Origin of the sequence: Prevotella sp. CAG:255 (assembly GCF_000431195.1) — a bacterium.
In the GTDB taxonomy this organism is placed as follows: domain Bacteria; phylum Bacteroidota; class Bacteroidia; order Bacteroidales; family Bacteroidaceae; genus Prevotella; species Prevotella rara.
Genome location: NZ_HF986856.1, coordinates 1 through 23,738, shown reverse-complemented (window position 1 = coordinate 23,738; position 23,738 = coordinate 1). Strand labels below are relative to the sequence as shown.

The window sequence follows — 23,738 nt, the reverse complement described above, 5'->3', positions numbered from 1 at the left end:
TGAAACTTTCGTAGTGTGGCGCTGTGCGTTTAACCGTCAACCGTTCATTGCCCGAATGTGATTTTATCTTACAGACACATATATGCTCTAAGCCGTTCTAGTCTTTTCCGTTATCGTCTTGCCGTCCGCCTTTCGTGTCGTCGTCGGCAGTCTCTGCCGGAAACATACCGCAACAATGCTGAATTATGATGGCCGGTTTAGGGGGCGAAAAAGCGTCATGTGACGAGTTGTGATGAGTTGACAATTCAACTCGTCACACTGCATCTTGCTGATATTCTGCATGTTAAGGCCGGTTGTGACGAGTGACGAGTTTTTTAAGAAAAAGTTTTTCTGTCATTCTGCCTGGCAGCGAGCGGCAGCATAAGTCGGTCAGATTGTTATATGGAAGATAACGGAATATGGTAAAAACGAAGCCAGGCACATAGCGGAAACCGGTTCCGTATGTGCCTGGCTGTTGTTGTTACGCGTAGTAACGTATCAAATAAAAAGACTTTCAGATATCTTTGCCGAGACCGTCTTCATGTCTTTTCGTTTGTTCATTGTTTATTCCTCTGCGGCTTTCTCCTCAACTGCGCGGAAGTTTACCAAGTCTTCCTCGATGAAGCTCTTTACATAAGCAGAGTGGCCGATCACCTCAGCCTCAGCATGGCGTACATATACGTTGGCGCTCTTTGTGAAGAGGTGAGGAGCACGTGTGGCGTCGCTCAGTATGAGCAGTGACATGATTATGTCGCCGGTCATCTCGTACAGACGGCGTGCAAGGAAGTCCTGAACCTCCTGGTTGCCGGCCTCCTTAACATAGTTTACGGCCTGCTCATAGAGTTCTGTCATCTTGGCAACGCGTACCTGCAGCGGCTTCAGCTCTTCGGCAACCTCCTCAGCCAGCATCTCCTTGATGATAGAGAGGTAAGTTCCGTTGGTGATGTAGCGTATAGCGGCAACCACCTGCAGCTGTGTCGTACCCTCGTAGATAGAGAAGATACGTGCGTCGCGGTAGAGGCGCTGGCTCTTATACTCCATGATGAAGCCCGAACCGCCGTGAACCTGTATTGCGTCGTAGGCGTTCTGGTTTACATATTCAGAGTTCATACCCTTTGCCAGCGGTGTGAATGCATCTGCCAGACGTGTGTAGGTCTTCATCTCCTGGCGCTCCTCAGGTGTGAGCTTGCGCTCCTTCGAGATGTCCTCGAGAGCCTTGTATAGGTCAACGTAGCGTGCTGTCTGATACAGAATGCTGCGTCCGGCGTCGAGTTTTGCCTTCATGCGTGCCAGCATGTCGTATACGGCCGGGAAGTTAATGATGGCCTTGTCAAACTGCTTGCGCTCCTTGGCGTATGCAAGAGCCTCGTTGTATGCAGCCTGGCTTACGCCCACGCTCTGTGCTGCGATGCCCAGACGTGCGCCGTTCATAAGTGCCATTACATATTTGATAAGACCCATGCGTGTGCTTCCGCAAAGCTCAGCCTTGGCGTTCTTGTATACAAGCTCGCAGGTAGGTGAGCCGTGGATACCCAGCTTGTTCTCAATGTGGCGCACTGTTACGCCGCCCTGACGCTTGTCATAGATAAACATTGACAGTCCGCGGCCGTCGTGTGTGCCGGCTTCGCTTCTTGCCAGAACGAGGTGAATGTCAGAGTCGCCGTTGGTGATGAAGCGCTTTACGCCGTTGAGCAGCCAGCAGCCTTCTTCCTCGCTGTATGTAGCCTTGAGCATTACGCGCTGCAGGTCAGAACCTGCGTCGGGCTCGGTGAGGTCCATACTCATTGTCTCGCCGGCACAAACGCGCGGAATATACTTCTGGCGCTGCTCCTCGTTGCCGAACTCATAGAGAGTCTCTATACAGTCCTGAAGGCTCCATATGTTCTGGAAGCCGGCGTCGGCTGCGGCAACAATCTCAGAAGCCATAGAGTAGGGAGTTACCGGCATGTTGAGGCCGCCGTAACGGCGAGGCATTGATATGCCCCAGAGTCCTGCCTTGCGTGTAACGTCAAGGTTCTCGTAGGTCTTCGATGCGTAGTGCATGCGTCCGTCAACGAGGTGCGGACCCTCGAGGTCTACTTCCTCACTGTTGGGCTCGAGCACGTTGGCAGCAATGTCGCCTGTAATCTCAAGCACTCTTTTATAATTCTCCAAAGCGTCCTGATAGTCAACAGGTGCGTCTGCATATTCATCCTTGTCGGCGAAGTTGCGTTCCTTCAGTTCGACAATCCTTTTCATTAAAGGATGGTTGAGGTGAAACTCAAACTCAGGATGGTCTGTATAATAGTTTGCCATTGTTGTTATTCTTTTTATGAGATAAATGGGAGCTGTGTTACGGCTGGCGTCGTGTCAGGGCTTTGCCTTGTGTCTGCCGCCGTGCGCCGGCTGTCGCGATGCGTAGGGCATGTTGTGCCGGCTTGTGGCTGTGAGGCTCAACTCCCGGTTTATTTGATTATTTGCTGTTCTGCTTGTAATACTTGATGAGTTTCGGAACCACGTCTTCAACGTTGCCTACGATTACGTAGTCGGCAATCTGGTTGATAGGAGCGTCGGGGTCGTTGTTCACCGAGATGATGATGCCTGAGTCCTGCATGCCGGCTATGTGCTGTATCTGGCCTGAGATACCGCAGGCGATATATACTTTAGGATGAACGGTTACACCGGTCTGTCCGATCTGTCTGTCGTGGTCAACGAAGCCTGCGTCAACAGCGGCGCGGCTTGCTCCAACCTCTCCGTGAAGTTCCTTTGCCAGCTTGAACAGCATGTCGAAGCCTTCCTTGCTGCCTACGCCGTAGCCTCCGGCAACAACGATGGGCGCGCCTTTAAGGTTGTTCTTAGCCTTCTCAACATGGCGGTCGATAACCTTTACGATATAGTCGGTTGTGGGAACATACTTCGCAACGTCGGCATAAACCACCTCGCCCTTGTAGTTCTCGTCGAGAATCTCGCGCTTCATCACGCCCTCGCGCACTGTAGCCATCTGCGGACGGTGGTCAGGGTTGACGATAGTGGCAACGATGTTTCCGCCGAAAGCGGGGCGTATCTGATACAGGAGGTTCTCATAGTGCTTGCCTGTCTTCTTGTCGTCGTAGTCGCCAATCTCGAGCTGTGTGCAGTCTGCGGTGAGTCCGCTTGTGAGAGATGACGATACGCGCGGACCGAGGTCGCGGCCTATTACGGTTGCTCCCATGAGGCAAATCTGCGGCTGTTCTTCCTTGAACAGATTTACCAGGATAGATGTATGCGGTGCGGATGTGTAGGGGAACAGTCCTTCTGCGTCGAATACAAACAGCTTGTCGACGCCGTAGGGCAGTATCTGGCTTTCCACTTTGCCCTTGATGCCTGTACCGGCAACCACGGCGTTGAGCTCAACACCGAGCTGGTTGGCCAGCTTGCGTCCTTTGGTGAGTAATTCTTGAGATACTTCGGCAACGGCAGTACCCTCTATTTCGCAATAAACAAAAACGTTATTCATAATTTACTTGCTTTATTTGTGAAAGAAAACCGGGAACGTGTCCTTGTGCATTTCTGTGGCATCATGCGTCCGCAGTTGCCGTTAAGGCGGCGGAAGGCATGTGCGGCGGGCAGTTCCGCAGGTTCTTTTTATCCAATAATCTTTTCGTCCAACAGTTCTTTGATGAGGCAGTCGATCTCGTCGTCACAGCATGTGAGAGTCTTGCATTCCTTTGCCTGGAACACGATGTTCTTAACGGCTTTCACCTTTGTGGGCGAGCCTGCCAGTCCGCACTGCTGCGGGTCGCCGTCAACGTCGGCCACTGACCATTGGTTAAGTGTAAGATAAGGACGCTTCTCGTAGAGCTCGGCATAAGGCATGTCGGGTGTGCGCTCGAGCGGAACGGTGGCGTATTTGTATTTCATAACGAGTTTTGCGTTGCAGGGGCGGCATGGTGCTGCGCTTCCGTTTACGGTTATCAGCACGGGCATCGGAGTCTCTACGGTTTCAACGCCTCCGTCGATGTGGCGGCGTATGGTGAGCTTTCCGTCCTCGCATTTCAGTATTTCCTCTGCATAGGTAACCTGAGCGAGGCCCAGCTTCTGAGCCACCTGAGGTCCTACCTGTGCGGTGTCGCCGTCGATAGCCTGACGTCCGCCTATGATGATGTCGGCTCCGCCAATCTTCTTGATGGCTGTAGCCAGTGCGTAAGAAGTGGCCAGGGTGTCAGCTCCGGAAAACAGGCGGTCGGTAAGCAGCCAGCCTGTGTCGGCTCCACGATAAAGTCCCTGACGGATTATTTCGGCTGCACGCGGAGGTCCCATGGTGAGGATTCCTACGGTTGAGCCCGGATTCTGTTCTTTCAGTCTGAGTGCCTGTTCAAGGGCATTAAGGTCTTCAGGGTTAAAGATTGCCGGCAGCGCGGCGCGGTTAACAGTGCCTTCGGCTGTCATCGCATCTTTGCCCACATTCCTCGTGTCGGGTACTTGTTTTGCAAGTACGATGATTTTCAAATTCATAGATTAAGCTTATAATGTAAATTCTTAGATTGCAAAAATACACTATTTTTGCTTTTTGACAAAAAAAACGGGCAAAAACGTACGTTTTTACCCGTGTATTTAAACCCTTTTAAACGGTTGCGGCATATGCAACGCGCGTTGTGTCCGCACACATAATAATGCTCTGTTTCACTGATGTCAGGCGCTGATGCCGCCTCACCGTCTTGCAGGCTGTTGTTACTTGTTGCGCTTCTGCAGAGTCATCAGCACTTTTCCGTCGGCTGACTTCAGTGTAAGCGTGCTGTTGTCCTTCAGCTCGTAAGCCTTAACTTCGTTGACAGCCTTGAGCACCTGCTCCTCGGTCTTCATGTCGTGGCACATCATCCGTGTGCTGCCTACTGTGCCGAAAGATATCGTGCCCTTCTTTGCGTCAGCGTCAAGCTGGCCGAAGATGCGGTTGCAGCTTGTGCTTCCGTACATGCTCTTCTTTTCAACGTCGAATCCTATGAAGGCTTCGTTGTCGTTGTCTGCCTTTGTTATGCTTTGACCGTTAACTTCGGTTATTTTCCATTCTCCGTTTAGTGCAGACACTGATGATGCAGCGCTGTTAGATGTCTTGCATGACGTTGTGGCTGCGAGCAGTCCTGCCATGCATAATGCTACAAATACTTTTTTCATTCCTTTTACTCTTTATTGTTAATAAAATGTTGTCTTTCAGGCTTTTGCCGGTTGCGTCCGGTCTTTCTGGCCGGTGCTTCCAGCCTGATTGCAGTGGCCTTTTTGACCATTTGGGGTGCAAATTTAAGTAAATTATCGATGAAAAAGTAAAATAAAGACCATAAATAACTAATGTTTCGCATAATTCCGTTTTTTTTGCATATGGCCTTATGCGTGGTCATGACGCCTGCCGTATGCCGTTGCGTCAGTGGTGCGGCGCGCCTTTTCCTGCGGCTTTGCGACTATGAAAATTCATGTCGTTTAATCGGCTGTTTTGCTTACATATTGATTTCTGCTGACGCTCCCATACCGCGATATTTGCAGATAAAACTCCGCCGGACGAGAATAATGCAGATATTGGTGTGCAGCGTGTAAGGTGCACCTCTACAGCGGTTTACGGGGCACTGCTGCCGACGTGTGCATCTTTTTGGTGTGTTTTATGGGCTGAAAGCATGCCTTTTGCATGCCGAAAGCTGCCGTTTCGGGTTGTGCTTTGCACTCTTTTAGGCATTAAAAAGCATTGTGTTATATCGGCGGTGCAGTTCGTTTTTACTGCTGTGTTGGTCGTTTTGTCGTGTTGAGGCTGCCGGTCTGCGTTACCCATTGCGGCTTTCGGTGCGGATATTTCTCCAGAATGGTCAGTAAAGTTGTATTTTCTCTGTTTACGTTTTGCGCGTCATGCTGCTCCACCGGTTTGCAAAGTGTCATTCTGCAGTCATGGCTCACTTTGTTCATAATATCCCGTAATGCCTTCATGACAGGTCTGTTTGCCGTTCCGTCGTACCGATAAATATATGTTCCGATTGTACAAAAATCAGTCGGCCACTTGCTTATCTCGCTATTTATATTTAATTTTGCATTAGTTCGTCCGCAGCCGTTCCGTCAGCCTAGGCGGCAGGGCGGTGATATGCCGGACGTTTTAATGCTTATGATAGATCAGGCAACGATAGACAAGATAATGGATGCCGCCAACATTGTTGACGTGGTGTCTGAGTTTGTTTCGCTCCGCAAGGCGGGCGTAAACTATAAGGGACTGTGCCCCTTCCATAACGAGAAGACTCCTTCGTTCGTGGTGTCGCCCGCCAAGGGCTACTGCCACTGCTTTTCGTGCGGCAAGGGCGGCAATCCCGTAGGCTTCATCATGGAGCACGAACAGATGACATATCCCGAGGCGCTTAGGTGGCTTGCCAAGAAATATCACATAGAGATACAGGAGCGCGAACTCTCGGACGAGGAGAAGCGCGAGGCGAGCGAGCGCGAGAGTATGTTCATCGTGAACGACTGGGCGCTTAAATACTTCCAGGACAACCTGATGAACACCCGCGACGGGCAGGCCATCGGCATGCAGTATTTCCGTTCGCGCGGATTCCGCGACGACACGATATATAAGTTCCAGTTGGGCTATGCGCTGCCTGAACGCGACGCGCTGGCACGTGCAGCTCTGGCAAAAGGCTTCAAGGAGCAGTTTCTGATAGAGACCGGCTTGTGCTACCGCAAGGAGAACGGACAGCTTCAGGACAGATATGCCGGCCGTGTGATATTTCCCGTGCATACAATAACGGGGCGCGTGGTGGCCTTCGGCGGGCGCATACTTACCAACGACAAGAATGTGGCAAAGTATGTCAACTCGCCCGAGTCGCAGATATACCACAAGAGCAACGAGCTCTACGGCATATATCAGGCCAAGCAGGCCATAACGCGCAACGACCGCTGCTATCTCGTCGAGGGATATATCGACGTTACATCGATGCACCAGAGCGGCGTTGAGAACGTAGTGGCATCGTCGGGAACATCGCTCACTACGGGGCAGATACGCCTCATACGCCGCTTTACGAAAAACATCACCGTGCTCTACGACGGCGACTCTGCCGGCATACATGCTTCTATACGAGGCATAGACATGCTCCTGGCCGAGGGAATGAACGTAAAGGTGCTGCTGCTGCCCGACGGCGACGACCCCGACAGCTTTGCGCGTAAGCACACCGCACAGGAGTTTCGCGACTATATCGAAGCGCATCAGACCGACTTCATCGAGTTTAAGACCAACCTGCTGCTAAAGGGCGTAACCGACCCGATAAAGCGCTCGCAGGCCATAAGCAGCATTATCAAGAGCGTGTCTGTAATAGACGACCAGATAACCAGGGCCACATACATGACCGAATGCTCACACCGGCTTGGCATAAACGAGGCTACGCTCGTTAGCACTGTCAACAAGTTTATACAGGGCGAGATGGAGGAGCAGCTCAAGGAGGCAAGGCGCGAGGAGGCAAGAGCCGCCGCACAGCCGCCTGCAGTGGAGGTAGACGCCAAGTCGGATGTAGAGTCGAAGGTCGAATACATGCTCACGCAGATGGTGGTACGCCACGGCAACGAGGTGCTATATAAAGATGTGGAGACCGAGGACGGCGGAAAGATCAACCTGAGCGTGTCGCAGTATATCAGCTACGACCTCGGGGCAGACGGACTCAAGTTCCACAACGAGCTTTACAACCGCATACTGCAGGAAGCCGTTGAACACAACGACGACGAAGGCTTCAACTCAGAGGCCTACTTCACCCATCATCCCGACATCGAAGTGAGCCGCGTGGCCACCGACATGGCCATCGACCATTTTCAGCTGAGCCGCAGCCTGCAGGTGAAGAGAGATGAGGACACGCTCCGCAACCAGGTGATACACCTCATACTCGACTTCCGCCTTGACTATGTTGAGCATAAGATGGAAGACCTGAAGCGCGAGATAACCCAGGCATCAGGCGACACCGAAAAGATGATGAGCCTCATGGCCGAATATAAGGACATGCAGGGCATACGTAACTCGATAGCCAAAGAACTCGGCAGCGAGATAATCGTGTGACGTGGCATCTCATGCAGCATCATGCTGCGTGGCCGGACGTTGCACTCAGGCAGTGAGAATACAGCCGCAGGCATCCTGCGTGCAGGCGGAATAGATAACGTAAAAAGGCATACCGTATGATTTACGTACACTGGATATTCTTCTTGCTCTATGCATTCATAGTGATAGCAGCAATGGTAGCCGTGCTCATGGACAACCGTCAGCCGGCCAAGACCATGGCGTGGATACTCGTGCTTGTGTTCCTTCCCGTTGTGGGCTTCGTACTATATTTCTTCTTCGGGCAGAACACACGCAAGGAGAAGCTCATCAGCCAGCAGAGCATGGACCAGCTGACAAAGCGCTCCATGCTCGGATTTGCCGAGCAGCAAAACCTCGTGCTTCCTGACGAACACAGCGTGCTCATAAAGCTCTTTGCCAGCCAAAACTGGGCTTTGCCTTTCAAGAACAATGAGACCGACATCTATACCGACGGCTACGGATTCTTTCATGCTCTGCTGCGCGACATCTCCCAAGCCCGCCATCACATACATCTCGAGACCTATATTATATGCGACGACCCTCTGGGCTATCTCGTTTCCGACGCACTCATTGCCAAGGCAAAAGAGGGCGTTGAGGTGCGTTTCATCTACGACGACGTGGGCTGCTGGAACGTTCCCAATTCGTTCTTCGAGCGTATGCGCAATGCCGGGATAGACGTGCATGCCTTCATGCCGGTTAAGTTTCCTGCATTCACCAGCAAGGTCAACTACCGCAACCACCGCAAGCTGTGCGTTATAGACGGCCGCGTGGGCTTTATTGGCGGCATGAACATAGCCCTGCGATATATCAAGGGCCGCAACGGAACCGCATGGCGCGACACTCATCTGCGCATAAGGGGCGGCGCCGTCTACGGCATACAGCGCGCCTTCCTTGTCGACTGGTTTTTCGTCGACCGCACGCTCATCAGCAATCGCTGCTATTATCCGCCCCACGACGACATCCGCCCCAACGACTGCATAATGCAGATAGTTACCAGCAGTCCTATCAGTCCGTGGCCCGAGATGATGCAGGGGTATGTCCGCATACTGCTGGAGGCAAAAAAATATGTATATATGGAGACGCCATATTTCCTGCCAACCGAGCCAGTGCTCTTTGCCATGCGCACCGCAGCCCTTGCCGGAGTAGACGTAAGGCTGATGGTTCCGCTGCACTCCGACGCCAAATTCGTTGAGTGGGCAAGCCGTTCATACGTGCAGGAGAGCGTCGATGCCGGTGTTAAGGTCTATCTGTATAAGCCCGGTTTCAACCATTCAAAGCTGCTTGTCAGCGACGACAGCCTGTCAACCTGCGGCTCTACCAACATCGATTTCCGCAGCTTCGACAACAATTTTGAAGTCAACGCCTTTATCTACGACCGTGATATGGCCCTTCGCATCAAGTCGGTCTTTATGGAAGACGTGAAGCAGTGTGTCGACTATGAGAAGTATATGAGCACGCGCCGTCTTTCGTTCCCTCACCGTTTGCTTGAGTCGCTGATGCGTGTATTTTCGCCGCTGATGTGATTTTCAGTCAATATTTTCCTTAATGTCTTTCTTGTCTTTAGTTTCATGTATAGCCCGTTTATCCGGCAGTTCACTGCCGGGATCTTTTTATGTTGACGTCTGCCTCTGCTTGTTCAGGCGGCAAGCCGCAAATAGTAAACAAAAAGACGGCTGAAAACATAAGTTTAATTGTATAATATAAACCCAATATACTGCCAGCCGACCGTTTGTCTATAAAATCGTTTCAATGCTAGACAAATTGGCGATTGTGTATAAAAATAATGCCGTGTAACATAAAAAATAAACATAAAAACTTTTTTATTTGATATAATATTGTTATTTTTGCCACCGACGATGCCAGTTCCCTGGGAACGGGCGGGGTCATAACATCGATGGATTGAAGTTTCGGCATTTTTAGGATGCTGACTTCGGAAAGGCGTTTACGGACGTTAATTCTGTGCTCTCAAAACTTCGCAAACTTTGAATCAGCTCACAGAAATAATGCAACGGAACGTCTGCGTGGGTGAATTATATCCCAATGATGGCCATATAAGTTTTATATGGCTGTGTGTTGTATATATAATTCCACTTGGCGTGGGCTGGCTGCGTTGCTTATCCTTGAGTTGAGGCAATGCGAAGGCCTGAGAGCAGGGATGGGCGAGAAGTAGAAACTCCCATGCCTTTTTTGTTTCCATTAATCTAATACCAGTTTGTTAACGCTGAATTTGGGGAGTATAAGAAGCAACCTAAAACTTAAATGCTATGAGTGAAATGATGTTGTCGTTGCTGACTTTGTCTCCTTTGTCATTGTTAAGTTTTAGTTTTGCGCCATGCGGATCTTTTAAATGTGAGAATGATAGTGGTGTAAACCAAAACAGATATCTGTTACAGCTTATCGGTGAATTCAGATTGAACGCAGCAATAGGACGTGTTGCCGCCGGTACAGCTTTCGCTATATGCAAATCTCCTTTCGGCCAACAAAGGCTGTGGGCGGCTTGAATATTCCGGATGCTGAGTCATATCTGAACACAGAAGATGTAAGTATACAGGCGTTGCATGTTTGCCATAAAACACTTCAGGTGCTTAGTTATATACTTTCAATATTAGTCATCTCTTAAACAATTTTTTACTATGAAAAGGATGCATTTTATTATTCTGTCATGCCTGTTGGCCCAGAATGCTTTTTCTGCAGTGGACGGAGCCAAGGATGATGTCGGCGTTTTGTTGCCGCAAGTTGAAAAACCGGTAGTGTCTGTCTTGTCCGACAGTTATCCCATAACCCGTGCCGACAATCAGCCTGCATACAGTTATCCTGACGGACTGAGCCGTCTTGGCACATATTCTTCTGAGAATCAGCCTGTGTGCAATTATCTTTCGCCCAACCGCCTTACCAACGGCAACTACTTCTTATGGGCACCTACAGGCAAGCCTGTTACATATATAAGTAATGTGAGCGGCGCATCTGCCTATAATTGGTCTTTGCCTGGAACATCAGAAGAAACTTCCGCAACAGAAAGCGCAACTGCAACATACACCAAATTAGGTCATTACGCATTTCCTTCACTTGAAGTTACCGACGCATCTGGCAAAAAGAGCACGTATCAGGCCGAAGGCGAGCTGCTTGTGAGCGGTAAGGCCGAAATAAGCACGGCAAACTGCCGTAAATGGAACGAGACATATCAGCTTGGCTATCTGCCTTTAAACGGTGGTTCGGCTGGCTATCTCGGCGGAACCAACAGTGCCGGACTGAAAGGCTATGGCAACTTGTTCATGACGGCTCACGGTAATGCCCATATTACAGGCGTAAACGTATATTTCGCCTTTAAGCCTACAAAATATCCTGCCGATGCAAAGCTGATGCTTCGTGTATGGTACCCTATGGAGAGCGAGGGCAACATGGAGTTCACAGGTCTGCCGTTAGAGGTGGTTGAGTTGCCGGTGAGCGAAATTCGTGATGCTTATGAGGGCGAGTTTCCTATAAAGAATGTGGCAGTTGGCGAGTTCCGTTTTGAACAGCCTCTGCAGATATGGGACAAGCCTTTGTTCTTTGTTACCGTTGAAGGTTTTGGCGACGATCCGTCAGAGTCTGATATCGTTATGCTGACTGAAGTAATGGGGCAGGATATACCCGAGGAGCAGATGACCAGCATGCTTGCTCACAATTCTTTTGTAAACTATAACGACATGGGCTATAACATGCCGGTTAATTATTTCGGTGCTGCACCGGGCGCTTCGTTTATGATCTGTCCTATTGTCGACAATAAGGACGGCGACGCTACAGGCATAACTCCGGGTCTTGTCAGCTGCAGCGAAACAAGGCTACAGGTCAGCTCGCTCAATCTTACAATAGGCAACGACGATGCAACATCTGTAAGCGTGGTAAATGCTGCCGGCATGAAGGTGTGTGAGCGTAATATGGTCAAGGGACAGGATGTTAGCCTTACACTGCCAGGGGCAGGACTTTATCTTGTGCAGGTGTTCCGCGACGGAAAGCAGATTGACGTCAAGAAAGTTCTGGTAAATAAATGACAAAAATAAGAAGGGAACATTTGTTCCAAATTTTGAATTAAATAATAATGCTTATGAAAAAGATTACACGTTCATTTGTAGTTGCGGGGCTATTGGCTCTGGCTACATCGGTTAATGCACAGGAGCATGTATGGAAATACGTTGCAACAGGAGACGCCTCTACCTATGCTATTCGTGACGACGGCACTCTGTGGAGCTGCGGTTGGAACGAGAAAGGACAGCTGGGTGCGCCGGCTGTGTCGGAAAGAACAGCTGAGTGGCAGTGTGTAGGAACTGATACAGACTGGAAGAAAGTTATAGGTGGCAAGGCTTACGCCTTCTTCATAAAGGAAGACGGCTCTCTATGGGCAGCAGGTACATCAGAGAGCGGTGTGCAGGGAACCGGTGACGGAATGGACCATAAAGAACTTGTACGTGTAGGAACTGATAATGACTGGGCTGACGTTACGGCAAGTCATTTCTGGGGATACAGCGCTATCGGACTCAAGACTGACGGCACAATATGGGGCTGGGGCGAAAACACCAGTTCGCAGCTGGGTCTCGGTGACAGAAATACACGCACTACTCCGGTACAGATTGGAACTGATACAGACTGGAAACAAGTGTCTTTAGGAAGTTCTCACTGTGTAGCCTTGAAGACAGACGGCACAATATGGGGCTGGGGACAGAATAACTCAGGACAGTTAGGACTTGGCAATGCCACGAGTCAGTCTTCTCCGGTGCAGATCGGAACTGCTAACGACTGGGTTTACGTCAAGGCTATCGACAACCGCACTTATGCGATAAAGGCTGATGGTACATTGTGGGCAACAGGTGACAACTATTCAAACCTGCTCGGCTTTAATCAGTCTGACGAGGAGCTTGTGTCGCTTTACTATGAGTTCACAAAGGTAACGACTGTTCCTGATGGTGTGCTTTCTGTATCAGGATGCGAGAACACTACGACCATTGCCATAGGAAAAGACGGTGTCATCACGGAGATTTATGCTATTGGCAGCAATAGCGACGGAGCTCTCGGCGACGGCAACGGCAAACTGCTTACAGCTACATCATCTTCAGACGAAATGCCGTTCTCGGCAAAACCTGTTAAGCCACTTCTGCCAGAAGGCGCAACTTACTCAATGCTGGCATCAGGACAGAGCTACTCATTCGTGCTTACTACAGACGGAAAATTCTATGCATGGGGACGAAACAAGGGTGGACAGCTTGGCGACGGCTCAGAGTTGGAACAGCTGCAGACCAGCTATCAGAAGAAACCTATTGAGATTGCATGTCCTGGCGGTGCTACTCCCGGCGGCGGTGACGAAGACGTTGTTACTGTACCTTCTGACGATATTCCAAGCGACCTTAAGAAGGCAACTGAAATCAAACTGACTGGAACATGGAACACAAGCAAATTTACTGAACTGGCTCAGGCTATAGGTACTACTGCTTTCGGAGCATCTAACACCACGCTCGTTTCTGTTGATATGTCAGAGGCTCTTATTGAAGAAGGTACAGACCTCTACGTTCAGGGCGGACTGGCAAAGAATGGTGCTTTTGTAAATTGCAAGGCTCTTGAGAAGGTGGCTATGCCGGCTGCTGCCGAGGCTGCAAACTTCAAGGACTTTACAAATGCGTTTATGAACTGCGAGAAACTCTCTGACATCGACTTGCAGAACTGTGCAGGCCTTACGAGTCTTAACAGCGCCTTCATGGGCTGTACATCTCTGACAAAGGTTAATCTGCTCAGCTCTAAGTCTCTCACTGGCGTTAGCAGCATGGCCAGCACATTCAAGAGCTGTACTGCTCTTACAGATGTCGTATTGCCCGAAGAGATAGCTTTCGCTTCAGCTACATTCAGTGACTGTACAGCTTTGGCAAACATCGACTGGACAAGCTATACAAAAGACAGCGCACCTATATTCTATTCAGGAATGTTCGACGGCATATCTGACCTTAAGGCCATCACTCTTACTGTAAATGAGGATGTTTATGACATCTTTGCAGCAGATGCCAACTGGAGCAAGCTTAATCTGGTGGCTAAGGGCTCAACCGGTATTAATGGTGTTGACAACGAAGCTTCTGTTCGTTTCGACGGCAACACTCTCTATACATCACAGCCGGTTAATGACGTATGTGTATATACCGTTTCTGGTTCACTCGTACGCAAGTGCGGTGTTGTGGCAGGCAGTCTTAATTTGTCTGATGTTGCCAACGGCGCTTACATCCTTGTCTACACTCAGAACGGACAGAAACATGCTGTTAAAGTTGTAAAGAGATAATTCAATATTCTGGGTTTATTACAAAGAGGCTTTCTGCTGTATGCGGGAAGCCTCTTCCTTTTTTATGTATCTGTCTGTGCAGCCGTTGATGTTAATGGCTGGTAATAAAAAAATCTTTGACAGTGCTGATTTGTACGACTCTGTTTGAAGTCGACCTAAATTAGGAAAGGACAATCCGTAAATCAACAGTAAATAAATTTCTTTAAAAACTCGTCACTCATCACATTCGTGCGTAACGTGTTGATATACATAGTGTTATGGTGCGATGAGTTGATTTCGCAACTCGTCACACCATGGCCATTGTGGCCTTTCCTGATTTTGGTTGACCTCGATGTGATGAGTTGCAAAATCAACTCGTCACACTATAACATCTTGATTATTAGTGAATTAAGCGGCTTTGTGATGAGTGACGAGTTTTTAACAAAACTTTTTTACGGTATTACGTATTAACAGAATAACTTATTCAGCCGAAAAGCTGTGCTTTGGTCTTGCAAAAGGCCGTGTTTCAGGATACAAAAGCATACCTTTTGCGATGCAGTTTGCCGCCTTTTGTATTTTATTTATGGTATATTCTTATTTGCTTCAGCCGTAATCACTTTCGGATTAGATGTTATAATCCGTCGTCTTTTCAACTAATGTCAGTTTGGTATGACTTTCAACCGAAAATGCAAATAATAATAGGCTTAGGCCGGACGGCGGTTATTCATCCTCGCCTTCCGGTTCTCTGTTCGAGAAGATGCTGAAGTTCACGCTGCCGTATGCCCTGTGTTCAATGAATCCGGGCACATCCTCAAAACTGTTGTTCTTGCCGTGTTCGAATACGAAGATGCCGTTGGGCTTCAGCAGTCCGCGCTCAAGTATCAGCTTGGGTAGGGTGGGCAGTTCGGGCAGGGCGTAGGGAGGATCGGCAAAGATGAAGTCGAACTGCTGATGGCAGCTTTTTATGAAGCGGAACACATCGCCTCGCAGGGCGATGCATCTGTCGGTGCCGAGCTTCTTCAGGCATTGCTTTATGAAGGCATGATGGTCGCGGTCGGCCTCCACGCTTATCACGCTCTGGCATCCTCTCGACACCAGTTCGAGCGATATGCTGCCCGTACCCGAGAAGAGGTCGAGCGCAATGGCGTCTTCAAGGTCGATGTATCCGTTAAGCACATTGAATATGTTTTCCTTGGCAAAGTCCGTTGTCGGTCTTGCCTTGAATGTGCGCGGTATGTCAAAGTGGCGTCCTTTATATATTCCTGTAATTATTCTCATTTCAGTTTATTCCTAATGTTGTTGTGGCTTTCTGTTGAGGCCTGCTGCCTGTCCGTGCTCCGTCTGGGGGCTTGTAGTGAGCTGCCTGCAGTTTCGCCTCATGCTGTTTCTGCGGCGTAGGCTTTCAGGCGTTGCCGCTGTCCGTGTGCAGCCTGCGGCTCAGCTCTTCACGAAATATGTTATCAGGTCGTAAGGAATGTTCTTTATTGCCGTAATCGGAGCGCGGTTGAACTCGGCCTTCGGGTTTATCACGTATACGTTCTGTATGAAAGTGTGCAGCTCCTGTGTCAGCTCCTCCCTGGCGGGCAGTTCGCCTACGAGGTGCAGCTCGTCGCGCTTGTTGTCGAAGGTAAGCTGCTTCCATACGTTCAGTATGAAGTATACGGCGTCGGGCGCCAGGTCGGTGTCAAAGCTGTTTGTAAACTTAAATCTGTTCTGCTGAAAGCTGAACACGTCTATCCTCTTGTCGTGGAAATACGCATACAGCTTCATCCTTATGCCGGTGAAGCTGCGGCGGTAGAGATGATTCCACACCGGCTCGCACACGTGTGCAAACCTTACGTCGCCGAAGTGGTCGTCGATGACCAGCTTCAGGTCTTTGTTTATAGAGTATACGGCCACGGCGTTTAGCGAAGGCAGTACGCTCGACATCACCACTTCGCCCTCATGTCCGGTAACGGCATAGTGGTAGAGCATATCCTTCTGGCTGTCTTTAAACTCGTCTATGGGTATCATTATCACGGGCGAGTCGATCATCACCATTGCTCTCTGCCATCCGTTGTTCAGCAGGTCAATCTCCCTGAACGCCTCTCTGAGGTTAGCCGCCATGGATATGCCGCTCCTCACGGTATAAGGCTCAAAGGTTATACCTTCGGGATTTTCTGCGCTCAGGGCAGAGAACGACAGCGAGTGCCTGCCTATGCGTATGGTAAGCCTCGGCTTCTTTGTTATTATGTTATTCCCAGTTTCCTGCATTATCGTTAGGTGTGGTTATGTCTCCAATTTTCAGTCCGGGGTATCTCCCCGCGTTGTTAGCCTCTTCGATGAGGTTGGCTATGCTGTTCTCGTCGAGCCCCGACAGGTAGTCGTTATACATGGCTCCGCATTCCATCAGCGGTATCTGCCTGCCCGACTTGCTTATCTGCGTCGTTGCCGTAAGGTCGAATTTCTTTTTCCCAGCGAAGGGTATGTATTGCAGCGAGTCGGCCAGATAGCCTTCTCTGACCAGTATGTCGAAGCTTCCGCTGTAAGTGCCGTTGGCCCTGCGGTATTTCTCTTCGGCATATCTTATCTTCACCAGCCGCTCCTTCACCGCCTGCTCGCGTCCGGCCTGCTGCCGCTCAAATCTTATGGGCGAGCACACACTCATGACGCATGTTATGGCCAGCATGGCGGCTATGAGTGCCAGAATGTGATTGTTGCTGATTTTTATCATTGCCTTATTGACCTGCTATTTATGGCCGGCTGTGGTTAAGAACAATATTTTCTTAGTTCACATGGCATAAAATATCAATTATTTTATGTAAGTTTGCATTATGCTTTCGCATTCTGTGCATTTGCAAAATTACACTAAATAATTCGTAAAATCAAACCTTTGGCATAAAAACTGATGATTGTTGAAGAACTGGCAACTCAGATAATGCAGACTTTCGGCTTTGTGCCCACTGCCGACCAGGCTAAGGCCACAGCCGTGTTCAGCCGTTTTCTGCTCGACCGCGACGGCAGCTCGGTGATGATTATGCGCGGCTCTGCCGGTACGGGCAAGACGTCGCTTGCCGCAGCCATCGTTAAGACGCTTGTAAAGTTGCGCCAGAGGGTTATCCTGCTTGCCCCCACGGGACGTGCCGCCAAGGTGTTTTCGGTCAATGCCGGGCGTCCGGCCTTCACCATACATCGCCGCATATACCGTCAGAAGACCTTTGCGGGCGAGTCGACGGGCTTCAGTCTTAACGACAACATGTATCACGACACGCTCTTCATTGTCGACGAGGCGTCGATGATAGCCAACGGCGGAGGCGGCGAGGGCGCAGTATTCGGCACGGGCTGCCTGCTCGACGATATGGTTAGCTTCGTCTACGGCGGCCGCAACTGCCGCATGATGATCATTGGCGACATGGCACAGCTGCCGCCGGTGGGCGAGGAAGAGTCGCCCGCGCTGATGGCTGATTTTATGGCGGGCTACGGACTGAAGGTTTATCAGTGCGACCTTAACGAGATTTTGCGACAGGCATCAGGTTCCGGCATTCTTTATAATGCCACGGAGATACGCAGCATGATAACCCACGACGAGGTTACGCGTCTTCCTAAAATAACTTTTTCAGGCTTTGCCGACATACGCATGGTGCCGGGCGGCGAACTCATTGAGCAGCTTAACAGCAGCTACTCTGAAGTGGGCACCGATGAGACCATCGTGATAACGCGCAGCAACAAGCGCGCCAATGCCTACAACGCCGGCATACGTGGCATGGTGTTGGGCCGTGAGGAAGAACTGACTACGGGCGACATGCTCATGGTGGTGAGAAACAACTACTACTGGACCGAGAAGGCTGCCGCCGAGGAAAAGGCTCTTGAGGACAGCAGCACGGGCAACGGCGACGGACGTAAAGCCGAAAGTCAGGCGTTGCCGTTTATTGCCAACGGCGACAGGGCCATGGTGGTAAGGGTTAGAAACCTGCGCGAGTTCTACGGCCTTCATTTTGCCGACGTGTGGCTTCAGTTTCCAGATTACGACAATTATGAAATAATGGTAACCGCCGTAACCGACAGTCTTATGGCTGAGGCTCCGGCTCTTACGCGCGAACAGAGTGAGCGGCTCTTCAACGGAGTTATGGAAGACTATCTGGATGTGCCGCTTAAAGCCGACCGCCTGAAGAAGGTAAGGCAAGACCCTTGTTACAATGCCTTGCAGATAAAATATGCCTATGCCGTTACCTGCCACAAGGCACAGGGCGGACAATGGGCACACATATATGTTGACCAGGGCTACATGACCGACGACATGCTCTCGCCCGACTATATCCACTGGCTCTACACAGCCTTCACGCGTGCCACAGAGAAACTCTATCTCGTAAACTGGCCCAAGACGCAGACGGAAGGGTGACATTAATTATATTATTCTGCATTCATTACTTCACATAGTGTAATTAGTCTTTTTCAAGTAAAAAAATAAATAGTTATAATGACATCATTCTTATTTTTTATAGCAGGATTTCTTATTGCCGTAGTGGCAATGATGATAGTGTCGCAGCGCAACGCTGCAGCTCAAAAAGAAAACAACGCACGCTTGTCTAACGAGGCTGCCGCAAGCCGTCGCGAGGCCGACATGTTACGTTCACAGTTGGGCGATGCGCGTGAGGATGCCGAACGGCGGCTGACCGAATTGCGCCGCCAGTATGAACGGCTCATGGCTGATGCCGAGCGCAAGCATGCCGAAGAGAGGGCAGGGCGTGAGCTGCTTATGGAGAAACAGTTCGCGGAGAGATTGCAGCTATTGCAGGAACAGCTGCGCACAACAACCGAGAAACTCCTTAAGCAGCGGGCTGACGAACTGGACAAGAGCAACCGTAGCCAGATGGACTCGATAATAGCTCCGCTGAAAGCCGTAATGACAGAGATGAAAAAGTCGATGGACGACAACCGCGAGTCGTTCACGCGCAGCACGGCTTCGCTCGGCGAACAGATAAGGCAGATGCATGCCACAACGGCATCGCTCGGCGCTGAGGCCGAAAAGCTGTCGCGTGCACTTCAGACAGGTCCTAAGATTCAGGGCGACTTCGGCGAGATGAAGCTCAACGACCTGCTCGACAAGTTCGGGTTTACTAAGGGCGTTGAGTATGACGTGCAGTACACCATGCGCGACGCCAAAGGCAACGTGATACACAACGACGACACCAACGACATGATGCGCCCCGACGTAGTGCTGCATTATCCTGACCATAAGGACGTGATAATCGACTCGAAGGCGTCGCTTACTGCCTTTATCAATTATGTAAACGCCGAGACCGACGACGAGCGCCGCAAGGCTCTCGATGAGCATGTTAAGAGCGTTCGCCGCCATGTAGACGAGCTTTCGGCAAAGAACTATGCCAAATACTCAATGGAGGGCGGCACCACTCTCGACTTTGTCATCATGTTCGTGCCGCAGGAGGCAGCCATGCAGCTTGCCGTGTCTGCCGACCCGTCGCTCTGGAACTATGCCTTTGAGCGCAAGGTGGTCATCACCGGTGAGCAGAATCTCTTCTCGTTGCTGCGCCTCTTGCAGATAGCGTGGACACAGCAGCGCCAGGCCGACAACCAGGAACTCGTGTTCGGACTTGCCGACACGCTCATCGAGCGCGTAGGGTTGTTTGTTGAACGTTTCGAGAAGATAGGCAAGAACATCGAAACCGTGCAGAAGTCGTTTGATGATGCGCGCAAGGCCATAAAAGGCAATCAGAGTTTCATCGTGTCGGCGCGCAAGCTCGTTGAGATGGGTGCGAAGGAGAATCCGCGCCGTCCGCTGCCCGACATATCGCCCGACGACGACTCTCAGGCATGATGCCGTCCGGGAGCCGCCGCGTGGTTGCCTTCTTGTGGCGTATTGTGTTGTAACGGCATTGTAACACGTCTGTAATAAATATGAATACAGTTATCATTACTTTTGCAACGGTTATTATAAAAAACAGAATGACTTATGGATAATAATTATCGAATACTGGTGGTTGACGACGAACAAGACCTTTGTGAGATTTTGAAGTTTAACCTTGAGACAGACGGCTATACCGTTGAGATGGCAAACTCGGCCGAGGAGGCTCTCGAGATGAACATTGAGAGTTTCAACCTTCTGCTGCTCGACGTTATGATGGGCGGCATGTCGGGCTTCGCGCTGGCTAAGCAGCTCAAGGCCGAACCTGCCACAAAAGACATCCCAATAATATTCCTCACGGCGCGTGACACTGAAAACGACACCGTTACAGGCTTCAATCTCGGTGCCGACGATTATATCTCGAAGCCATTCTCTATACGTGAGGTGCTGGTAAGAGTGCGCGCCGTGCTGCGCCGTACAGCCGAGCACAACGGTGTGCCGCAGTCGAACGTGATAAGTTATCAGGGACTCGAGCTTAACCTCGACAAAAAGACCGTAAGCATAGACGGCGAGGACATTCCGTTCACCAAGACCGAGTTTGAGATTCTTCACCTTCTGCTCGACGAGAAGGGCCGCGTGTTCTCCCGTCAGGAACTTATCGACCGCATCTGGCCAAAGGATGTGCTAGTGCTCGACCGCACTGTCGACGTAAACATAACGCGCCTCCGCAAGAAGATAGGGCGCTTCTCAAAGTGCATCGTAACACGCCTCGGCTTCGGCTATTACTTCGACGCCTGATGCGTTTTTACTAAAAATATAAATAAAGCAAACTAAATGAAAATGTGCAGAACATCTGTTGGCACGCGTCTTTACATCAGCGTGCTGTCCGTATTTGTGGTCTTCGCTGTGGCCTTCATCATCTTTCAGCACGCACGTGAGCGTGAGTATAAAATCAACACGCTCAACACGCGCCTGCAGGATTACAACGAGCGTATGATGGAGTCGCTGCGCTATCTTGACGACAGGTCGGACAAGACGCTCGACGGCTACGTGGCCAATCATTACATTCATGGTCTGCGCGTTACGCTTATCGACCGCAGCGGAAAGGTCGTCTATGACAATGTATATAAGAACTATAAGAAGATGGGCAACCATCTTTCGCGAAGGGAGGTCAGAGAGGCCATCAAGGACGGCAGCGGCTACGACTTCAGCCGCGTAAGCTCCACTCTCAATCAAGACTATTTCTATTCTGCCACCTATGTTCCGCAGTGCTCGCTCATCGTGCGCAGTGCCTTGCCCTACGACAACAGTCTTGCCAAGACTCTGCGTGCCGACCAGCATTATCTGTGGTTCTCGCTCGTGGCCATGCTTGTGCTTGTCTTTATCCTTTACCGCTTTGTGAGCCGTCTGGGCGACAACATCACCAAGCTGCGCCTTTTTGCGAGCCGTGCTGACCACAACGAGAGTCTCGACACCGAAGACCTTGTTGACTTTCCCGGCGACGAACTCGGCGAGATTGCAGAGCGTATAATAAAGATATACAAGCGCCTGCAGAAAACCAAGGAGGAACAGAACATCCTGAAGCGCCAGCTGACGCAGAACATCGCCCACGAACTGAAGACGCCCGTTGCAAGCATTCAGGGTTATCTTGAGACAATACTCGAAAATCCCAACATCAACGAGGCCACCAAGGAGCAGTTCTTGCAGCGCTGCTATGCACAGTCGCAGCGCCTCACCTCTCTGCTTCATGACATTTCTACGCTCAACAGGCTCGACGATGCGCCCGAGATGGTCGACTTCGATGTGGTTGACGTCAGCCAGATGGTGTCTAATATTGTCAACGACACGGCGCTGCAGCTGTCAGAACGCAAGATGACGTTCAGCAACATGCTGCCTGACGGCATCAAGGTTAAGGGCAACCAGTCGCTGCTTTACAGCGTGTTCCGCAACCTGACAGACAACGCCATAGCCTATGCCGGCGAAGGCACCACCATAACTCTTTCAGCCGTTAATGACAACGACTGCTGGCGTTTCACCTTCAGCGACAATGGTGTCGGTGTTCCTCACGAGCATCTGGCACGCATCTTTGAGCGTTTTTATCGTGTAGACAAGGGCCGCAGCCGCAAGATGGGCGGCACAGGTCTTGGTCTTGCCATTGTAAAGAACGCCGTGCTGCTGCATGGCGGAACAATTAAGGTTAGCAACAACCTCACAGGCGGTCTCCGCTTCGACTTCACATTGAGAAAATAAATTTAAGCGAAGAGCAATTAATATTCTTGTGGATTATTATTTGGAGTTAAAGGAGCATGTTTAAGTGAAGAACGAAGAGTGAAGAGTGAAAAATCCAAATGCCAAGTAGCAAATTATACCCACGAGGCATTTGACTTTAACTACTCTAACTACTTTAACTCCTTTAACTACTATAACTTAACTCCCAATAATAATCCACAAGAGTATTGGATTTTTCACTTTTCTCTTTTCATTTTTCACTTAATAACGTTTCTTTATTTGTAAATATTTCTGATGTTTTCCGTCCGTTTGACGCTCTCAGAATAGCGATGCTCATCGCAAGTCTGTGATTTGGCGTGAAAAACGGCAAAAATCAGGCGTTATGGTTAAGTCACTCTCATTCAACGTCTTATGCCGTTTAAAGCTCAAAACTTCAATAGTTAAGAAATATTACTCTGCCGTTTACGCTCCAAAAGTGGCCGACTTATACTCTCAAAACCACCCTTTAATGACTCTAAAACCATGCTTTTACGGCTCAAAATCCATGTTTTTTGCCTCATTATCCATCCTGATAAGCAAACGAATGTTAACCATTCCGCATTTTCGCGCCATGCAATTAACATCCGTTATCCTTTGATTTTCCAGATTGAAAAAATATTTTGTCCTAAGTTTTTACTTAAAGCAAGAACTGCTGATTAAAGGCAATCCAAAGAATTTGCGGCTTGGAACGTCAAGAAGCAACATGGCTATTGTTCTGTCGGATATGCTATCCGACAGCATAAAGTATCAGGATCTGTGATCCGAAACTCATACCTATTAATCAGAAATAGGAAGTAAGCGGATTAAAATCCTTATACACAATTCCGGCAGATTACAAATCAGCCGGCACATTTGTCTTGTTGATTCATATCAGTTGCACATGGAATGCCACGTAAATCCAAAGAATTTATGGCTTGGAACGTCAGGAAACAACAAGACTAATGTTCTGTCGGATATGTTATCCGACAGCATTAAATATTAGGATCTGTGATCCGCAACTCATACCTATTAATAAAAAATAGGAAGTAAGCGGATTAAAATCCTTATACTTAATTCCGGCAGATTACAAATCAGCCGGCACATTAGCTTTGTTGGTTCAAATCGATTGTACAAGTGGCGCATTAGTCTTATAATTATAAGGAAATCCAAAGAATTTACGGCTTGGAACGTCAAGAAGCAACAAGACTATTGTTCTGTCGGATATGTTATCCGACAGCATAAAGTATCAGGATCTGTGATCCGCAACTCATACCTATTAATCAAAAATAGGAAGCAAGCGGATTAAAATCCTTATATTAAATTCCGGCAGATTGCAAATCAGCCGGCACATTAGC

The 23,738-nt window shown here is 49.7% G+C and carries 15 protein-coding genes; 8 read left to right on the top strand and 7 right to left on the bottom strand.

The features are described from left to right. Positions 1-543: 543 nt before the first annotated feature. From QVO66_RS11705 to QVO66_RS11690, 4 genes are all read right to left on the bottom strand, one after another. Complete coding sequence (locus QVO66_RS11705; RefSeq protein WP_021855679.1) at positions 544-2,274, bottom strand: acyl-CoA dehydrogenase family protein; 1,731 nt, start codon at positions 2,272-2,274, stop codon at positions 544-546. A gap of 157 nt (positions 2,275-2,431) precedes the next feature. Next, positions 2,432-3,454 carry an electron transfer flavoprotein subunit alpha/FixB family protein gene (locus QVO66_RS11700; protein ID WP_021855678.1) on the bottom strand — a complete coding sequence of 341 codons (1,023 nt, stop codon included), beginning with the start codon at positions 3,452-3,454 and terminating at the stop codon, positions 2,432-2,434. 128 nt (positions 3,455-3,582) lie between these two features. Beyond that, positions 3,583-4,452, bottom strand: coding sequence for an electron transfer flavoprotein subunit beta/FixA family protein (locus QVO66_RS11695; RefSeq protein WP_021855677.1), 870 nt, complete (start codon positions 4,450-4,452; stop codon positions 3,583-3,585). 216 nt (positions 4,453-4,668) lie between these two features. Beyond that, positions 4,669-5,109 carry an META domain-containing protein gene (locus QVO66_RS11690; RefSeq protein WP_021855676.1) on the bottom strand — a complete coding sequence of 147 codons (441 nt, stop codon included), beginning with the start codon at positions 5,107-5,109 and terminating at the stop codon, positions 4,669-4,671. A 967-nt stretch (positions 5,110-6,076) separates the two neighbouring features. On the opposite strand from QVO66_RS11690, the gene dnaG reads away from it, so the two are divergent. The 4 genes from dnaG (at position 6,077) to QVO66_RS11670 (ending at position 14,315) form a co-directional block, all read left to right on the top strand. Next, positions 6,077-8,002 (top strand): DNA primase, encoded by a 1,926-nt coding sequence (gene dnaG / locus QVO66_RS11685; RefSeq protein ID WP_053397994.1) that lies wholly within the window; start codon positions 6,077-6,079, stop codon positions 8,000-8,002. Positions 8,003-8,118: 116 nt separating this feature from the next. Then, the gene (gene cls / locus QVO66_RS11680) at positions 8,119-9,543 is read left to right on the top strand and encodes a cardiolipin synthase (RefSeq protein ID WP_021855672.1); all 1,425 of its coding nucleotides are present in this window, start codon (positions 8,119-8,121) and stop codon (positions 9,541-9,543) included. Positions 9,544-10,653: 1,110 nt separating this feature from the next. Further along, the gene (locus QVO66_RS11675; RefSeq protein ID WP_021855669.1) at positions 10,654-12,051 is read left to right on the top strand and encodes a T9SS type A sorting domain-containing protein; all 1,398 of its coding nucleotides are present in this window, start codon (positions 10,654-10,656) and stop codon (positions 12,049-12,051) included. A 53-nt stretch (positions 12,052-12,104) separates the two neighbouring features. After that, on the top strand, positions 12,105-14,315 hold the full coding sequence (locus QVO66_RS11670) for an RCC1 domain-containing protein (protein ID WP_021855668.1): 2,211 nt from the start codon (positions 12,105-12,107) through the stop codon (positions 14,313-14,315). Positions 14,316-15,014: 699 nt separating this feature from the next. Here QVO66_RS11670 and QVO66_RS11665 read toward each other — a convergent pair. The 3 genes from QVO66_RS11665 to QVO66_RS11655 all read right to left on the bottom strand — a co-directional run bounded on the left by QVO66_RS11665 (position 15,015) and on the right by QVO66_RS11655 (position 17,007). Continuing rightward, positions 15,015-15,572, bottom strand: coding sequence for an RsmD family RNA methyltransferase (locus QVO66_RS11665; RefSeq protein ID WP_021855667.1), 558 nt, complete (start codon positions 15,570-15,572; stop codon positions 15,015-15,017). 159 nt (positions 15,573-15,731) lie between these two features. Further along, on the bottom strand, positions 15,732-16,547 hold the full coding sequence (locus tag QVO66_RS11660; protein WP_021855666.1) for a DUF3822 family protein: 816 nt from the start codon (positions 16,545-16,547) through the stop codon (positions 15,732-15,734). Then, entirely contained in the window at positions 16,528-17,007 is a 480-nt protein-coding gene (locus tag QVO66_RS11655) for a hypothetical protein (RefSeq protein ID WP_021855665.1), read from the bottom strand. The genes QVO66_RS11660 and QVO66_RS11655 overlap by 20 nt, the downstream gene beginning before the upstream one ends. Positions 17,008-17,181: 174 nt before the next feature. On the opposite strand from QVO66_RS11655, the gene QVO66_RS11650 reads away from it, so the two are divergent. The 4 genes from QVO66_RS11650 to QVO66_RS11635 all read left to right on the top strand — a co-directional run bounded on the left by QVO66_RS11650 (position 17,182) and on the right by QVO66_RS11635 (position 22,386). Continuing rightward, positions 17,182-18,672 carry an ATP-dependent DNA helicase gene (locus tag QVO66_RS11650; RefSeq protein ID WP_021855664.1) on the top strand — a complete coding sequence of 497 codons (1,491 nt, stop codon included), beginning with the start codon at positions 17,182-17,184 and terminating at the stop codon, positions 18,670-18,672. Between the two features lie 78 nt (positions 18,673-18,750). After that, positions 18,751-20,109, top strand: a complete 1,359-nt coding sequence (gene rmuC, locus QVO66_RS11645) for a DNA recombination protein RmuC (RefSeq protein ID WP_021855663.1) — start codon at positions 18,751-18,753, stop codon at positions 20,107-20,109. 135 nt (positions 20,110-20,244) lie between these two features. Further along, positions 20,245-20,934, top strand: coding sequence for a response regulator transcription factor (locus QVO66_RS11640; protein WP_021855662.1), 690 nt, complete (start codon positions 20,245-20,247; stop codon positions 20,932-20,934). A gap of 42 nt (positions 20,935-20,976) precedes the next feature. Continuing rightward, positions 20,977-22,386 carry a sensor histidine kinase gene (locus QVO66_RS11635; protein WP_287602497.1) on the top strand — a complete coding sequence of 470 codons (1,410 nt, stop codon included), beginning with the start codon at positions 20,977-20,979 and terminating at the stop codon, positions 22,384-22,386. Positions 22,387-23,738: the final 1,352 nt, after the last annotated feature.

What these genes read in the sequence shown, in the direction of transcription:
- QVO66_RS11665 (WP_021855667.1), bottom strand. Translation starts at nt 15,572, where the DNA reads ATGAGAATAATTACAGGAATATATAAAGGACGCCACTTTGACATACCG.
- QVO66_RS11660 (WP_021855666.1), bottom strand. Translation starts at nt 16,547, where the DNA reads ATGCAGGAAACTGGGAATAACATAATAACAAAGAAGCCGAGGCTTACC.
- QVO66_RS11635 (WP_287602497.1), top strand. Translation starts at nt 20,977, where the DNA reads ATGTGCAGAACATCTGTTGGCACGCGTCTTTACATCAGCGTGCTGTCC.
- QVO66_RS11650 (WP_021855664.1), top strand. Translation starts at nt 17,182, where the DNA reads ATGATTGTTGAAGAACTGGCAACTCAGATAATGCAGACTTTCGGCTTT.
- QVO66_RS11705 (WP_021855679.1), bottom strand. Translation starts at nt 2,274, where the DNA reads ATGGCAAACTATTATACAGACCATCCTGAGTTTGAGTTTCACCTCAAC.
- dnaG (WP_053397994.1), top strand. Translation starts at nt 6,077, where the DNA reads ATGATAGATCAGGCAACGATAGACAAGATAATGGATGCCGCCAACATT.
- QVO66_RS11695 (WP_021855677.1), bottom strand. Translation starts at nt 4,452, where the DNA reads ATGAATTTGAAAATCATCGTACTTGCAAAACAAGTACCCGACACGAGG.
- cls (WP_021855672.1), top strand. Translation starts at nt 8,119, where the DNA reads ATGATTTACGTACACTGGATATTCTTCTTGCTCTATGCATTCATAGTG.
- rmuC (WP_021855663.1), top strand. Translation starts at nt 18,751, where the DNA reads ATGACATCATTCTTATTTTTTATAGCAGGATTTCTTATTGCCGTAGTG.
- QVO66_RS11670 (WP_021855668.1), top strand. Translation starts at nt 12,105, where the DNA reads ATGAAAAAGATTACACGTTCATTTGTAGTTGCGGGGCTATTGGCTCTG.
- QVO66_RS11640 (WP_021855662.1), top strand. Translation starts at nt 20,245, where the DNA reads ATGGATAATAATTATCGAATACTGGTGGTTGACGACGAACAAGACCTT.
- QVO66_RS11700 (WP_021855678.1), bottom strand. Translation starts at nt 3,454, where the DNA reads ATGAATAACGTTTTTGTTTATTGCGAAATAGAGGGTACTGCCGTTGCC.
- QVO66_RS11675 (WP_021855669.1), top strand. Translation starts at nt 10,654, where the DNA reads ATGAAAAGGATGCATTTTATTATTCTGTCATGCCTGTTGGCCCAGAAT.
- QVO66_RS11690 (WP_021855676.1), bottom strand. Translation starts at nt 5,109, where the DNA reads ATGAAAAAAGTATTTGTAGCATTATGCATGGCAGGACTGCTCGCAGCC.
- QVO66_RS11655 (WP_021855665.1), bottom strand. Translation starts at nt 17,007, where the DNA reads ATGATAAAAATCAGCAACAATCACATTCTGGCACTCATAGCCGCCATG.